General features: G+C 69.9%; 13 protein-coding genes and 1 pseudogene. 8 read left to right on the top strand and 6 right to left on the bottom strand.

What is annotated here, in order from left to right; translation table 11 throughout:
* Nucleotides 1-12: 12 nt before the first annotated feature.
* The 4 genes from NAMU_RS20345 to NAMU_RS20330 form a co-directional block, all read right to left on the bottom strand.
* Entirely contained in the window at nucleotides 13-1035 is a 1023-nt protein-coding gene (locus NAMU_RS20345; RefSeq protein ID WP_015749219.1) for a Gfo/Idh/MocA family protein, read from the bottom strand.
* A 119-nt stretch (nucleotides 1036-1154) separates the two neighbouring features.
* Nucleotides 1155-2000 carry a DODA-type extradiol aromatic ring-opening family dioxygenase gene (locus NAMU_RS20340; RefSeq protein ID WP_015749218.1) on the bottom strand — a complete coding sequence of 282 codons (846 nt, stop codon included), beginning with the start codon at nucleotides 1998-2000 and terminating at the stop codon, nucleotides 1155-1157.
* The gene (locus tag NAMU_RS20335) at nucleotides 1988-2275 is read right to left on the bottom strand and encodes a hypothetical protein (protein ID WP_052308026.1); all 288 of its coding nucleotides are present in this window, start codon (nucleotides 2273-2275) and stop codon (nucleotides 1988-1990) included. The genes NAMU_RS20340 and NAMU_RS20335 overlap by 13 nt, the downstream gene beginning before the upstream one ends.
* Before the next feature lie 181 nt (nucleotides 2276-2456).
* Nucleotides 2457-3530: an amidohydrolase family protein gene (locus NAMU_RS20330; RefSeq protein WP_217180532.1), complete on the bottom strand. Its 1074-nt coding sequence runs from the start codon at nucleotides 3528-3530 to the stop codon at nucleotides 2457-2459.
* Nucleotides 3531-3766: 236 nt separating this feature from the next.
* Between NAMU_RS20330 and NAMU_RS20325 the strand changes: the two genes are divergently transcribed.
* The 6 genes and pseudogenes from NAMU_RS20325 to NAMU_RS20300 all read left to right on the top strand — a co-directional run bounded on the left by NAMU_RS20325 (nucleotide 3767) and on the right by NAMU_RS20300 (nucleotide 8601).
* Nucleotides 3767-4039 carry a hypothetical protein gene (locus tag NAMU_RS20325; RefSeq protein ID WP_015749215.1) on the top strand — a complete coding sequence of 91 codons (273 nt, stop codon included), beginning with the start codon at nucleotides 3767-3769 and terminating at the stop codon, nucleotides 4037-4039.
* Between the two features lie 31 nt (nucleotides 4040-4070).
* Nucleotides 4071-4904 carry a shikimate dehydrogenase family protein gene (locus NAMU_RS20320; RefSeq protein ID WP_015749214.1) on the top strand — a complete coding sequence of 278 codons (834 nt, stop codon included), beginning with the start codon at nucleotides 4071-4073 and terminating at the stop codon, nucleotides 4902-4904.
* Nucleotides 4901-5092: a hypothetical protein gene (locus tag NAMU_RS20315; protein ID WP_015749213.1), complete on the top strand. Its 192-nt coding sequence runs from the start codon at nucleotides 4901-4903 to the stop codon at nucleotides 5090-5092. Before NAMU_RS20320 ends, NAMU_RS20315 begins: the two co-directional genes overlap by 4 nt.
* Before the next feature lie 329 nt (nucleotides 5093-5421).
* A pseudogene (locus tag NAMU_RS31945) lies at nucleotides 5422-6916 on the top strand (MFS transporter).
* Between the two features lie 126 nt (nucleotides 6917-7042).
* Nucleotides 7043-7540 (top strand): type II 3-dehydroquinate dehydratase, encoded by a 498-nt coding sequence (gene aroQ, locus NAMU_RS20305; RefSeq protein WP_015749212.1) that lies wholly within the window; start codon nucleotides 7043-7045, stop codon nucleotides 7538-7540.
* On the top strand, nucleotides 7537-8601 hold the full coding sequence (locus tag NAMU_RS20300; RefSeq protein WP_015749211.1) for a Gfo/Idh/MocA family protein: 1065 nt from the start codon (nucleotides 7537-7539) through the stop codon (nucleotides 8599-8601). Before aroQ ends, NAMU_RS20300 begins: the two co-directional genes overlap by 4 nt.
* A gap of 146 nt (nucleotides 8602-8747) precedes the next feature.
* On the opposite strand, the gene NAMU_RS20295 is transcribed toward NAMU_RS20300, so the two are convergent.
* Nucleotides 8748-10049 (bottom strand): ISL3 family transposase, encoded by a 1302-nt coding sequence (locus NAMU_RS20295; RefSeq protein ID WP_015749210.1) that lies wholly within the window; start codon nucleotides 10047-10049, stop codon nucleotides 8748-8750.
* Nucleotides 10050-10313: 264 nt separating this feature from the next.
* Between NAMU_RS20295 and NAMU_RS27690 the strand changes: the two genes are divergently transcribed.
* Nucleotides 10314-11333, top strand: a complete 1020-nt coding sequence (locus NAMU_RS27690) for a hypothetical protein (protein WP_015749209.1) — start codon at nucleotides 10314-10316, stop codon at nucleotides 11331-11333.
* A gap of 121 nt (nucleotides 11334-11454) precedes the next feature.
* Here the strand turns inward: NAMU_RS27690 and NAMU_RS20285 are convergent, their stop codons facing one another.
* A complete protein-coding gene (locus NAMU_RS20285) occupies nucleotides 11455-12330 on the bottom strand; it encodes a sugar phosphate isomerase/epimerase family protein (protein WP_015749208.1) in 876 nt (291 codons plus the stop codon).
* Between the two features lie 118 nt (nucleotides 12331-12448).
* Between NAMU_RS20285 and NAMU_RS20280 the strand changes: the two genes are divergently transcribed.
* Nucleotides 12449-14197, top strand: a complete 1749-nt coding sequence (locus NAMU_RS20280) for an FAD-dependent oxidoreductase (protein ID WP_015749207.1) — start codon at nucleotides 12449-12451, stop codon at nucleotides 14195-14197.
* Nucleotides 14198-14234: the final 37 nt, after the last annotated feature.

Below are 14234 nucleotides of genomic sequence, written 5' to 3'. Positions count from 1 at the left end.
CCCGCCCCGGCGTCAGGGGGATGCGAGCTCGACCGGCTCCGTGGTCCCGCTGGCCGCGGCCCGGCGGACCGCCAGGGTCAGCGCCAGGGCGGTGGCCGCCTCGCGGCCGCTCACCACCGGTGGGGTGCCGTCGGTCACCGCCCGCGCGAAGGCCGACAGCGTTTCCTGGTACGGATCGACGTGCTGCTCGAGCGCGATCTCGCGCCGCCCGTCGCTGTCCACCACGGTCACGGCGCCGATCGGGTCGGCCCACAGCACGCCGGTGCCGACGACGGACCCGGTGCTGCCGTTGACCTCCAGACCGTTGCGGGCATGCGGCGTCGCCCAGCCGACGTGGATCTGGACGAGCACGTCGTCGGGGTAGCGGACCACCGCCATGCAGGTGTCCTCGGGCAGTGCCGCACCGTCGGGTGCCGGCCCGTCCCAGGTGCCTTGCCGGACGGCGATCGCGACGGCCGACGACGGCGTCCCGGCGATCTTGTTGACCACCGACGCCACGTGCGGGACCAGGTCGAGGATCGGGCCGCCGACCGCCGGGTCGGTCAACCGCCAGCCGCGCAGCCGCGGGGCCAGCTCGTAGGCGAAGAACGCGCGGATCGATCTGACCTCGCCCACAGCCCCGTCGGCGACGAGCTGGCGGATCACGGTGTTGCTCGTGTGCGCGGGCAGATGGTGGTTGACCGCGAAGACCACCGCGGCCCGATCGCACGCGGCGACCATCGCCGCGGCGTCGGCGACGTCCAGGGCGACCGGCTTCTCGCACAGCACGTGCTTGCCGGCGGCCGCGGCGGCGATGGTGTGCTCGGCGTGCAACCGGTTGAGGCTGCTGATGTACACCGCGTCGATGTCGTCCCGGGCCAGTAGCTCGTCGACATCGCGGCAGGCGTGGGCGATCTCGTGCCGGCCGGCGAACAGTTCGGCCCGCTCGGCGCTGCTGCTGCTCACCGCCACCGGGGACTGCCCCAGGGCCCGCAGGGCCGGAATCATCCGGGTCGCGGCGATGTCGCTGCCGCCGATCAATCCCCAGCGGATCATTGATGCCACCTTCTCAAGTCGGGTCGGGTCTGGCGTTCCGGCGCACCAGACGACGCGTCCCCGGCATCCTGGAGGATGCCGGGGACGGTGATCGGGGTGCAGCGCCGGACCGGGTCGGGTCAGACGGCCGCAGCCGCCTCGGAGTCGCCCTTGTACAGCACGACTCCCATGCCGTTGATCCACTCGTAGACCGGCACGTAGGAGAGCACCTCGCCCGGCGCGTCGTTCATCGCGCCGGCCAGGGCGACCCAGGCCCGGATCTCGCCGGTGCCGTTGCCGGCCTCCATCAGCTCGTCGTTGGGGATGTCGATGATGTCGGTCAGGTCACCCTTGGCCAGGATGTCCAGGAACCAGTTGTCGAATTCCTCGTCGATGTCGCCGATCCGCGGCTCACCGACGAAGTGCGACAGCCCGCCGCCGGCCACCAGGGCCACCCGCTCCAGACCCTCGTACGACCGGATCGCCTTGCCCAGCTTCTTGCCGAACTCGTGGAACTGCCGGATCGTCATCAGCGGCGGCGTCGTGCAGTTCAGCACGATCGGCACCATCGGCAGTTCCATGGAGTTGTCGAGCCAGTAGTAGACGGTCATGAAGCCGTGGTCGATCTTCATGCCGTACGACAGCGCCGGCTGGACGTCCTGCTCGATGAGGCTCGCGGTGATGTGCGCGGCCAGACCGGCGTTGGACGGCACCATCTTCTTCGGCACCTGCAGCCACACCTCGGGCGGGCCCAGGTGCTCGTCGTCCAGGCCGATCGCGATCTGCGGCAGCCCGTCCAGGAAGAAGTTGGTGAAGTGTTCGCCGGTCATCATCACGATGGCCTGCACGTCCAGCTCACGACACTTGTCGCGGACCTTTTCCAGCGCACCGAAGAAGCTGTCGGCCTGCTCGCGCGGGGCGGACCCGGGGTCCGCCGTCATCATCGGCGCGTGGGAGGCCGAATAGGCCATGACTATTTCTGCCACCGGGTCTTCTTCCTCTCGGGGACGGCGCCGGACTGCTCCAGCAAGGGTCGGTAGTCGGCACGCTTGTAGCCCAAGGCGCGGCAGAAGCCGTTGAGGATCACCGGGTGGACGCCCATCGCGTAGATGGCGCCGATGTCCGGCTCCAGCAGAGCCTTCTCCTCCTCGGGCGTCAGGTCGTAGCCCTCCACCACCAGGTCCGGCTTCGGGCCGTCGCCGGCTGCCTCCAACCGCCGCAAGTGGTCGAACAAGCAGCGCTGAACCATGTAAAGGCTCATCCCGTTCGGTCACCTCGCATTCGCTTCCCCTTTCCCTCGCTCCACTGTCGCCACCGTTTCCCCGGCTCCGGGTCGGGCCCGCATCGCCGGCGCCTTCAAACTAGGAGTTGGGGGCTCGCGGTGGACCCTGCGCGGGCGATCTTCCGTCGAGTGGACACCGGCCGGGCCTTTCGACCCCGCCTCAGGCCAACCCGAGCAACCGGCTGGCCGTGCCGCCCAGGATGGCCGCGGTGTCCGCCTCGCTCAGCCCCAGGTCGCCCACGGTCTTTCGCGGCGTCGGATCGCCCAGCTCGAACGGGTGGTCGGTACCCATCAGCACGTGCTCGACGCCCACGTCCTGCACGATCCGGCTCAGCACGGTCGTGTTGAACACCGCCGTGTCGTAGTAGAGCCGATCGGTGTAGTGGGTCGGCGGGTGGTCGTTGGTGTGGGCGACGTCCTTGCGCTCCCAGCCCATGTCCATCCGCCCGCGCAGCGAGGGCACGCAGCCGCCGCCGTGGGCCAGGCACAGGGTGATCGGGTACCGCTCCAGGGTGCCGCTGAACACCAGCCGGGCCACCGCGATCGCCGTCTCCATCGGATACCCGACCAGCTGCGGCATCCAGTAGTCCTTGAGTCGCGGACCGGCCGGCATGCCCGACGGGTGCAGGAACACGAAGGTGTTCCGCTCGGCCAGCAACGCCCACAGATCCTCGTTCACCGGATCGTCCAGATCCTTGCCGCCGCCCTGGCTGCCGATCGCGATGCCGGCCAGGCCCAGCTCGTCGAGCACGCGTACCGCCTCGTCGGCCACCCCGGGCCAGCCCAGCGGCACGTAGCCCAGGCCGACCAACCGATCGGGGGCGCCGGCGACGTAGCCGGCCAGCTCGTCGTTGCCCTGGGCCACGATGCCGGTGGCGAAGCCCGCGTCGTCGGCGTTGGTGGCGAACAGGAACGGCGGCAACGACACCGCGTGCACGTCGACGCCGGCCGCGTCCATCTCGACCAGCCGGGTGGCCACGTCGTGCTGGGAGCGGGCCAGCGGCAGCGGAGCTCCCGGACCCACGCCGCTGACCTTCGGGTCGAGCCGGACGATGCCCTGATCGACCGCGGAGACGTCGGCCAGGCCGCGGTCGGCCAGGCTGCGCAGCAGCGGCATCGGCATCGCATGCGCATGGACGTCGACCACCCGCGGCCCGGTCGGTGCGGCCGCCGTCGATCCGGCCGCCGTCGATCCTGCAGTGACGGACGTGTCCGCCGGATTCGAGCTCGTCAACGCGACCTCCCACGTGTTCGGTTGGACGGCCGGCTCCGCGCCGGCGTCGCTGTGCCACCGCCCGGCGGCACCGATCACGATGACTGTGGTGCGGCCCGGCCGCCACCTCCAGCCGCTCTCACTGGTCGGAAGAGGCGGGGATCACCCTGCCCGCCCAGGTCCGTCGTGACAATCTGCCAGTGCCGGCCCGCCGGATTGCCCGGACAGGTCGATGTCGCCCGAAAAGGAGTCGCCTCATGACTGTTCCCGACATGCCTGCCGACCTGGAGGCCGCGACCGCGCGGGTCAAGGAACTCAGCGACCGGGTCATCGACCAGGCCAAGCAGAACGGCCTGACCTGGCTCGAAGGCTACGAGAAGGTGCTGGAAAGCCTGCTCACCCTGGAGGAGCAGGCGGCCAAGGGTTCCGGCCTGGACTGGGCCAACACCCTGGCCAGCACACATGCCAACTTCGTCCGGGAGACCTCTCAGGTCTTCTTCGACGCGATGAGCAAGCAGCTCAAGGCCTGACGGCCCGTCCCTGAGTACCGGAGGAGAACACATGATCAGCGGCAAGACGACACTGATCGCGCACCTGGGCTACCCGACCTTTGCCTTCAAGGCGCCGTTGATCTACAACCCGTGGTTCGACAAGAACGACATCGACGCGGTTGTGGTGCCCATGGGGGTCAAGCCCGAGGAGTACCGGGAGTTCTTCCCGCTGCTGTTCAAGATGTCCAACATCCGCGGTGCGCTGGTCACCATGCCGCACAAGGTGACCACGACCGAGCTGGTCGACGAGCTCACCCCGATCGCCCAGGTGGCCGGCGCGGCCAACGCCGTGCTGCTGCGCGAGGACGGCTCGCTGCTGGGCGATCAGTTCGACGGCGCCGGCTTCGCCCGCGGGGTGGCCCGCAAGGGCTTCGACGTCACCGGCAAGCGGGCCCTGGTGGTCGGCAACGGGGGGGTCGGCTCGCCCATCGCGGCGTCCCTGGTCGCCGACGGGCTGGCCGAGATCGGTTTGTACGACCCGAACATCAAAGCCTCCGAAGCCCTGGCCGAGCGGTTGAACCAGCACTACCCGGCGGTGAAGGTGACCATCGGCTCCAAGGATCCCGACGGCTTCGACCTGGTGGCCAACGCGACCCCGCTGGGCATGCAGGACGGCGACCCGCTACCCGTGGACGTCGATCGGATCGCGCCGGGGACGTTCGTCGCCGACGTGGTGATGAAGCAGACCATCACGCCGTTCCTGCAGGCCGCGCTGGACAAGGGCTGTCCCATCCAGATCGGTACCGACATGCTCTACGAGCAGATCCCGGCCTACCTGGAGTTCTTCGGCTTCGGCACCACCACCGCCGACGAGCTTCGTGAAACCTCGTTGATCCAGCCATGAACGACGCGTCGGCCGCACGCTGGCGGTGGATTCTGGCCATGGGTTTTTCGGCCCTGGTGCTGTTCGGTGGCATCGTCCTGCTCTACCGGGGCGGCCCCGATTTCGAGCTCGTCGCCTGGATGTTGATCGTCATCGGATTGCTCGCGGTCGTCGTCAACATGATCATGCGTCACCGGTTCGTCCCGTGATCTGCTGAAGATTTCGACCCGCCGACAAGGGTGGGTCCACCGCTGCCGGTGGACCCACCCTTGTTGCGACGATCGAAAAAATCCGCCGTTGCGTTGCCGGGTCCCCGCACCGCGCATCGACCCAGGTCCCGCCTTCGCAGCGAGCCCTTTTGTCTGTCAATCGTTTTCGTTTCGTCACTGCACTGACCCCCGATCCGTGACCGGTCCGCTCGTGTGCTGCCGTCCAGCGGAAAGCGCCCCCGGTGTCGTTGACCGGGTGTGGTCCGCGCTGTGGACTACTTCACAGCCGACGCAAGTCGCGCCCGGCGACCCGTGACGAGGAGAACCACATGGCAGACGTCATCAAGGAGCCACCGGGCTCGCACGAACCGACGGAGCACGTCAAAACCCCGAAGAAGGCCGCGGCCAGCGGCTGGATCGGCAGTGCCCTGGAGTACTACGACTTCTTCATCTACGCCAGGCCGCGGCGCTGATCTTCCCGACCCTGTTCTTCCCGAGCGACAACGCCCAGGTCGGCATCGTCGCCTCGTTCGCCACCTTCGGTGTCGGCTACGTCGCCCGGCCCATCGGTGCGTTCGTGCTGGGTCACTGGGGTGACGAGCACGGTCGCAAGAACGTGCTGGTGCTGTGCATGCTGCTGATCGGGTTCTCGACGTTCTGCGTCGGTCTGCTGCCCAGCTACGCGGCCATCGGCATCTGGGCCCCGATCCTGCTGGTCGCCCTGCGCCTGATCCAGGGCTTCGCGGTCGGCGGCGAGATCTCCGGTGCCAGCGCGATGATCGTCGAGCACGCGCCGTTCGGCCGTCGCGGCTACTACGCCAGCTTCACCCTGCAGGGTGTCCAGGCCGGCCAGGTCTTCGCCGCCGCGATCTTCCTGCCGCTGTCGGCCCTGATGCCGACCGAGGCCTTCCAGTCCTGGGGCTGGCGGGTTCCGTTCTTCCTGTCCGCGCTGGTCGTGCTGGCCGGCTACATGATCCGTCGCAACGTCGACGAGACCCCGGCGTTCGCCGAGGAGGCCGAACACGGCGAGGTGCCGCAGGCGCCGATCGTGCAGGTCGTCAAGGAGAACGGCATCGACATGGTCCGCGTGGCCTGCATGGCGCTGATGAACGCCATTCCGACCGCGGTCACCGTCTCGGCGCCACCTTCGCTACCTCCGCCGCCTACGGCGTGGGGCTGACCTCCACCAACTACCTGTGGATCTCGGTCTCCGGCAACATCATCGCCGTCGTGCTGATCCCGTTCGTGTGCAACCTGGCCGACAAGATCGGTCGTCGCCCGGTGATCATCGTCGGCTGCCTGGGCTCGGGCATCCTGGCCTACCCGTACCTGTACTTCGTCAGCGAAGCCAACCTGCCCATGGCGTTCCTGTTCGCCATGCTGATGTGGGGTTGCGTGTATCAGGGCTACAACGCGGTGTTCCCGTCCTTCTTCCAGGAGCTGTTCCCGACCAAGACCCGGGTCACCGGCTTCGCGGTCTCGCAGAACCTGGGCACCCTGATCACCGCCTTCCTGCCGGCCATCTACGCCGCCATCGTCGGCCCGACCCCGACCAACCCGTGCGTGGTCGACAAGAAGTTCGTGCCGGACGCCATCGTCAACGGCGAGACCTGCCGGGCGCTGGCCGATTCGATCGAGATGGACGTCGTCTGGACGGTCGGCAGCATCACCTTCGGCCTGGCCATCATTGCGGCCATCGCCGCCTTCAGCGACCGCGAGACCTTCCGGGTGCACATGAACGACCTGGGCAACAAGGACGCCGTGCCGGTGCCCAAGGAGGAGTACGACCGGATCCGGTCGACCCGGACGGACCAGCCCGTCTGAGTTCCTGACCGATCCAGCATCATCGGCGGACGGCCGGTCGACTGTCGTCGACCGGCCGTTCCGCGTTCCCGCCCTAGTCCGACCCCGCGTTCCCGAGCCAGCTGCCTACCGGAGAGAATTCGACCCATGTCGATCAAGCCGTCGATCACCGTCATGAACGGGCCCAACCTGAACCTGCTCGGCACCCGCAAGCCCGAGGTGTACGGACACACCACGCTGTCCGACGTCGAGGATCTGGTCCGCGCCGACGCCGAGAAGCTCGGCCTGGAGCTGCGGTTCCTGCAGTCCAACCACGAGGGCCAGCTCATCGACTGGATCCATGAGACCGGCCCCGCGTTCAAGGCCGGCGAGTCGATCGGCATGGTCTACAACCCGGGTGCGCACACCCACTACTCGTACGCGATCCGGGACGCCATCGAAGGGGCGCAGGTCCCGGTCATCGAGCTGCACATCTCCAACGTGCATGCCCGTGAGGAGTTCCGGCACCATTCGGTGATCTCGCCAGTCGCCCGCGGGATCATCGTCGGCTTCGGCGTCGTCGGGTACTCGCTGGCCGTCCGCGGCCTGTACGAGCTGCACGAGGCCGAGGTGAGCAAGAACCTCAAGCCGGGCGTGCGCACGTGAGCCCGCCGGCCGCCGGCGCCCCGGTCCGGATCGCGGTCGCCGGGGCCGGCCTGATCGGCCGGCGGCACATCGAGGAGATCGACGCGAGCACCGTGGCCGACCTGGCCGCCATCGTCGATCCGTTCCCGGCCGCCGATGAGGTCGCGGCGAGATACTCCGTGCCCCGGTACGCGGGGCTGGCCGAGCTGTTCGCCGCCGGCGGGGTCGATGGGGTCATCCTGGCCACGCCGAACCAGGTGCACGTGCAGGGCGGCCTGGAGTGCGTCGCGGCCGGGGTCCCGGTGATCGTCGAGAAGCCGATCGGCGACACCGTCGAGGCGGCCACCCGGCTGGTCGAGGCCGGCGAGGCGGCCGGGGTGCCGGTGCTGACCGGCCATCACCGCAACTACAGCCCGATCATGGCGCGGGCCCGCGAGGTCGTGCGCAGCGGCGTGCTGGGCGACCTGGTCGCCGTGGTCGGCACCGCCCTGTTCTACAAGCCCGACGACTACTTCGAGGTCGGCGGCGGGTGGCGCACCCAGCCCGGCGGCGGCCCGATCCTGCTGAACCTGATTCACGAGGTCAACAACCTGCTCTCGCTGGTCGGGGACATCGTGCGGGTGCAGGCGGTGACCTCCGACGCCACCCGCGGGTTCGCGGTGGAGGACACCGCGGCGATGGTCTTCACCTTCGCGAACGGGGCCCTGGGCACGTTCGTGCTGTCCGACACCGCCGCCTCGCCGCGCTCGTGGGAGCAGACCTCGCTGGAGAACAAGAGCTACGACAGCTTCCCCGACGAGGACTGCTACCACCTGGCCGGCACCCGCGGCTCGCTGTCGGTGCCGACCATGCGGCTCAAGGTCTACGAGGGCACCCCGTCCTGGTGGGAGCCGTTGACCTCGTCGACGATCGAGTTGGAGCGCAGCGACCCGCTGGCCAACCAGATCACCCACTTCGCCGCCGTCATCCGCGGGGACGAGCAACCGGTCTGCAGCGGCCGCGACGGCCTCAAGACCCTCAAGGTGGTCGACGCGGTCATCGAGGCCGCCCGCACCGGCCGCCCCGTCGACATCACCGCCTGATTCACCCCGGGCCTCGCGCGGATCCACCCCGGGCCTCGCGCGGATCCACCCCGGGCCTCGCGCGGATCCACCCCGGCCTCGCGCGGATCAACTTCGCCGGCGCGGATGAAACCTCACCTCTTGGGCTCTCCTGCCGTGTCTGTGGGTTAGCCGCGGCCTGGGAGTGCTGGGCGGTGTCCGCCCAGCCGGAGCATAGCCAGGGCTATGAGGGCGTGTGGAGAGGCGAACCCGAACGCGACTCGGGTGATCAGCCTGATCTTGGCGTTGACGGACTCGACGCGGCCGTTGGACATGTGGTGCTCGATCGCGGCCAGGATGCTGGCTCGATGTCGAGTGATCCGTTTCGCCAGGCTGCTGAACAGGCCGATGCCGGCGGTCCGCGCCCAGGTGATCCAGTTCTCCAGGGCGGTGGCGGCCTGCTCGACCGGCAGTTTGAAGATCAGTCGAAGGCCTTCCTTGAGCAGATACGCGCGGTGCAGGTCGGGGTCGGTCAGCGCGATCCAGGCCAGTTTGACCTGCTGATTCTCGGTGAGGTCCTCCGAGTTTCGCAGCAACGCCGACCGGGCCCCGGCCATGCCCTTGACCAGGTCAGCGCCGGCTTGCCCGGCGGTGACGACCGGGCTCGAGCCGCCCGCGATGCGGTCGACGGCGGCCCGGCGGGCCTGCCGACGGGCCGTGCTGATCACGATGCGTCGTAGCTTGTCCAAGGCGTCGGTAGCCCACCCAACAACATGGAACGGGTCAGCACACCGGACCGCGTTCGGGCATCGCTGCTTGACGACCGTGCTGATGTAGGTGGCGCCGTCGGCCGAGACATGGGTCAGCAGAGCGCACCGATCCGGGCCCAGAAGATCGAAGAACTGGTGCAACGTTGCCGAGTCCCGGCCGGGTGCCGCCCACAACAAGTGACCGGTGTCGTGGTCCACCACGACGGTGAGGAACCGGTGGCCACGCTTGTAGGAGATCTCATCGATCCCGAGGCGGCGGACCTCGCGTAACCGGTCCTGCAACCGTTCATGATCGGCCCAGTACCGAGACACGATCGCCCCGACAGTGCGCCAACTGATCCGCAACAGCTGGGTCGTGGCCGTCTTCGAGGTCTGAGTGGCCAACCACGCCACGGTCCGGTCGAACACCAGGGTGTGGCCCGCGCCGTGCCTGGCCCAGGGCACATGCGCAACGACCACGCCATGCTCACGGCACGACACCCGAGGGGCCTCAGCCTCCACCACCGCCCGGGACAACCCCACGTCCACCGTCCGCCACTGCCGGCGGCCGGCGCCCCGGTCGTACCACGGCGACCGGCGTCGACACCGGCCACACCGCCCCGCCCACCTCTTCACTGGCCGGACCCGCACCACGATCAAGTCCGGATCATTGACGTCGACGTCCTCGACGATCGCCCCCATCAGGCCCAACGCCCGATGCCATACCCTGTTTCCGCGCACGCCGCTCTCCGCCCACCGTTCCGGGACCTTCAGACAGCCCCAGAACCTAGGCGCGGGAGCGGCGTGTTGCCATTCCCCACCCCAACAAACGACCCACTGATTCAGCAGGAGAGCCACCTCTTGTGACTGGTGGGGACGTTGTCAACGACTTCATCCGCGCCGGGGATCCGCTAGTTGTGCACAACCCGGATCGGCCCTCGCCGGTTGTCCACAATGGCGACATTTGTTGCCCGAACTTCGCGGCCAGCCGTCATCCTCGGCGTCATGAGTGTGCTGGCCGACCGTCGCCTCCTGGACCAACTGTTCGCCCGCTGGGGCCCGGTCGTGCATCTGCATGACGTGGTCACCGGCGGGCTGCCGCGGGCGCTGCTGATCCGCGGGGTGGATCGCGCCGACCTGATCCGGGTCGGCAAGGCCGCCTTCGTCCGCCAGCAGGACTGGGCGGCGGCCGACGAGCGCGAGCGATTCCGGTTGCGCGCCTTGGCCTTTGGGTTGTGTCTGCGCGAGGACGCCCACCTCACCGGTGAGGCCGCCGCCCTGTTGCTCGGTTTGCCCCTGGTCGATGACCCGAGCGGGTTGCCGGTGGCGATCCGCCCGGGCAACGCCCACGTCGGGCACGATCGCTCGCCCTACGGCCGGGTCCGGCGCGGCTACCTGCCGCTGACCTGCCGTACCGAACGGGCCCGGGTGCCGGTGGTCAGCCCGGCCTTCTGCGCGGTCGACATTGCCCGGCACCTCGGTCCGCGGGACGGCTTGGTGGTCGCCGACGCCGTCCTGCACACCGGGGTGGATCGGGAGGCGTTGACCCGGATCGCCGAGCACATGCTGGCCTATCCCGGTATCGCGACCGTGGCCTGGGTCGCCGCACACGCCGACGGGCGGGCCGAAAGCCCGCTCGAATCGGTGGCCCGCTACGCGTTTCTCGCGGCGGATCGGCCCGTGCCACTGAGCAATGTCTGGATCGGGGCCGGCTCCCGGTGGTTCCGTGTCGACCATCTGCTGCCCGAGGATGGGGTCGTGCTGGAGGGCGACGGCGCCGTGAAATACCGCAATCGGCCGGACGCCGACGTCATCGTCACCGACGAGAAGGAACGGGAGCGGCTGATCCGCGGGCTGGGCTACGGGGTGGTCCGCTACACCTGGGCCGACGCCGTGCATCGGCCGGGCCTGCTGTTGCACCGGGTCCAGGAGGCGGCCCGGCTGCGCCCGCACGCGTCCCTGCCGACCGGATGGCGGCTCGACCCGCCGTGGGCCGACGCCGACGGTGGATCCCTGCGCGGATGAAACTGCACCGAATGTGACTGGAGGGAGGCGAGTCGACGATTTGGGCCGCGCCGGCGTTGTTGATCCGCGCGGGAAGCGGGGGCGGGGCGGGTAAGCGGGTTGGACCGGAGAGCGGCCGGGGCTAGGGGGTGGCGGCGGAGCGGAGTACGTCGACGGCGGCCGCGTGCGAGACGGCGGCCGCCTGGTCGACGCCCTGCGCGACCAGGGCGTCGGAGATGACCTCGACGGTGACGACGGCCGGGGTGGCGCCGTGCTCGTGCAAGGCGCGCACCATGCCGGCGGCGTCGCCGTAGCCCTGCCCCGGCGGCAACCGGTGGCCGAGGGACTCGGCCCGCAGCGGGTCCATCGGGGTGGCCTGCACGTCGCACAGCTGCACGGCCACGATCGCGGCGGCCGGCACGGCGGCCAGATCGGCCGCGGTCATTCCGGACCGGGCCCAGTGCCAGACGTCGACGATGACGGCGCCGTTGGACCGACCGGCGTCGCGCAGGATCCGGCCGGTGGTGGCCAGGTCGGGCACCCCGCTGTAGGGCATGAACTCCAACGCGACGGTCAGCTCGGGGCCCACCCGGTCGCACAGCCCGGCGAACTCCTCGGTGATCTGCTCGACCGGCAGGTGTTCGAGCAGGCCGGCGTTGAGGTGCCGGACCCCGAAGGTGCGGGCCATCTCGACCACTGTGCGTTCCTTGCGCTGCTGCTCGGGCGTGCGGTCGGCCGCCGTGCCCCAGCCGGTCACGTACTCCACCTCGAGCACGGGAACCCCGGCGCTGGCGGCGATCTCGGCCATCGCCGGGCCGTCCAGCCCGGCCTCGATGGCGTCCCAGTAGTTCTCGGCGCGCAGGCCGATGCCCTCGAACCCGGCCGCGGCGGCCGCGCGGACCCGGTCGGGAAAGGCCACCCGGGTACCCAGGGTGTACGAGCTGAGCACCAGCGGCGGCGCGGAGCCAGCGGGACCGAGCACGGCGGTGGGGGCGGGGGAGCCGGCACTGGGTGACATGCCACCGAGTCTGCGGGTCGAACCGTCGGGACCGCAGCGGCTTCCGGCGACCGGAAGCGCGTGGACCCGCACCCGGCCGGCCCCGTCTACTGAAGGCCGGACGAAGGAAGGGTCGAACGTGGACACGGGTACGACGAGCAACCGGACGGTGGAGTGCGACCTGCTGGTCGCCGGAGGGGGTGCGGGTGGCCTGTCCGCCGCGGTGACCGCCGCGCACCAGGGCCTGGACGTGATCGTCGTGGACAAGGCCTCCACCCTGGGCGGGGCGACCGCCTGGTCGGGCGGCTGGATGTGGGCGCCGCTCAATCCGCTGTCCCGGGCCGACGGCATCGTCGAGGACGTCGACGAGCCGCGCACCTACCTCAAGCACGCGCTGGGGGAGAACTACGACGAGCCGCGGGTCGAGGCCCTGCTGGCCAACGCCCCGAAGATGGTCGACTTCTTCGAGAACCAGACCAGCCTGCAGTTCGTCAGCGGCACCTGGATCGCCGACATCCTGGGCGACCTGCCCGGCGCCGGCACCGGCGGCCGCTCGGTCGGGCCCAAGCCGATCAACGCCCGCAAGCTGCGCAAGGACCTGCGGGCGCTGGTCCGCCCCCAGCTGTACGAGACCTCGTTCCTGGGCATGGGCATCATGGCCGGCCCGGACCTGCAGGCGTTCCTGCACGCCACGGCCGACGTCAAGTCCTTCTTCCACGCCGCCTGGCGGGTCGCCTTCCATGTCTGGGATCTGCTCACCCAGCGGCGCGGCATGCAGCTGGTGAACGGCCCGGCCCTGATCGCGCGGCTGATCAAGTCCGCCGACGAGGCCGGCGTGCGGATGTGGGTCGACTCACCGGTGATGCAGCTGCTGACCGACACCAGCACCGACAACGAAAACGACATCGACACCGACGGGCGGGTCACCGGCGCGTTGGTGCAGCACCCGTCCGGCCCGGTGACCATCCGCGCGCGGCGCGGGGTGGTGCTGGCCACCGGCGGCTTCCCCCGCGACGTCTACCGGCGGGCCGAGTTCTACCCGCGCACCCCGACCGGCCGTGAGCACTGGACCCTGGCCCCGGCCGAGACCACCGGCGACGGGATCACCGTGGCCGAACGGGTGGGCGCCGCGTTGGACACCTCGCTGGCCTCTCCGGCGGCCTGGTGCCCGGTCTCGCTGGTCCCGTACCGCAACGGGCGGGTGGGCACCTACCCGCACATCGTCGACCGGGGCAAGCCCGGCCTGATCGCGGTGACGGCCACCGGCCGCCGGTTCGTCAACGAGGCCGACGGCTACTACCAGTTCACGACGGCGATGATCGATGCCGCCCCCGAGGGTGAGCCGGTGCAGGCCTGGCTGATCTGCGACCACGCGTTCCAGCGGCGGTACCCGTTCGGCATGGCCAAGCCGTTCCCGGTGCCCACCTTCCCGTACCTGCGGAACGGTTACATGAAGCGCGGCAAGACCCTGGGCGAGCTGGCCGTCAAGTGCGGGATCGACCCGGCCGGCCTGGAGCGGACGGTGGCCGAGTTCAACACCCACGCCCGGCTCGGGCAGGACCCCGAGTTCGGCCGCGGGCGCACCGTCTTCAATCGCGGCTCCGGCGACAAGGACCACGGCCCCAACCCGTCGTTGGCCCCGCTGGAGCAGGGTCCGTTCTACGCGATCCGGGTGCTGCCCGGCAGTTTCGGCACGTTCTACGGCCTGCGCGCGGACGCCGACGCTCGGGTGCTGCGGGCCGACGGGTCGGTGATCCCGGGCCTGTACGCGGCCGGCAGCGATCAGGCGAACGTGATGGGCGGGCATTACCCGTCGGGCGGCATCAACATCGGCCCGGCCATGACGTTCGGCTACATCGCCGGCCGGCACGCCGCCGGCGACCGCTAGGGAGTCCGCGCGCCGGCGGAGCGCAACGGCCGTGGGG

Origin of the sequence: Nakamurella multipartita DSM 44233 (assembly GCF_000024365.1) — a bacterium.
GTDB lineage: Bacteria > Actinomycetota > Actinomycetes > Mycobacteriales > Nakamurellaceae > Nakamurella > Nakamurella multipartita.
This window is presented reverse-complemented; position numbering and strand designations above follow the sequence as displayed.

Excerpts from the sequence above, each read along its gene's own strand:
- aroQ (WP_015749212.1), top strand. The coding sequence starts at position 7,043 with ATGTCGATCAAGCCGTCGATCACCGTCATGAACGGGCCCAACCTGAAC.
- NAMU_RS20320 (WP_015749214.1), top strand. The coding sequence starts at position 4,071 with ATGATCAGCGGCAAGACGACACTGATCGCGCACCTGGGCTACCCGACC.
- NAMU_RS20335 (WP_052308026.1), bottom strand. The coding sequence starts at position 2,275 with ATGAGCCTTTACATGGTTCAGCGCTGCTTGTTCGACCACTTGCGGCGG.
- NAMU_RS27690 (WP_015749209.1), top strand. The coding sequence starts at position 10,314 with ATGAGTGTGCTGGCCGACCGTCGCCTCCTGGACCAACTGTTCGCCCGC.
- NAMU_RS20345 (WP_015749219.1), bottom strand. The coding sequence starts at position 1,035 with ATGATCCGCTGGGGATTGATCGGCGGCAGCGACATCGCCGCGACCCGG.
- NAMU_RS20285 (WP_015749208.1), bottom strand. The coding sequence starts at position 12,330 with ATGTCACCCAGTGCCGGCTCCCCCGCCCCCACCGCCGTGCTCGGTCCC.
- NAMU_RS20315 (WP_015749213.1), top strand. The coding sequence starts at position 4,901 with ATGAACGACGCGTCGGCCGCACGCTGGCGGTGGATTCTGGCCATGGGT.
- NAMU_RS20325 (WP_015749215.1), top strand. The coding sequence starts at position 3,767 with ATGACTGTTCCCGACATGCCTGCCGACCTGGAGGCCGCGACCGCGCGG.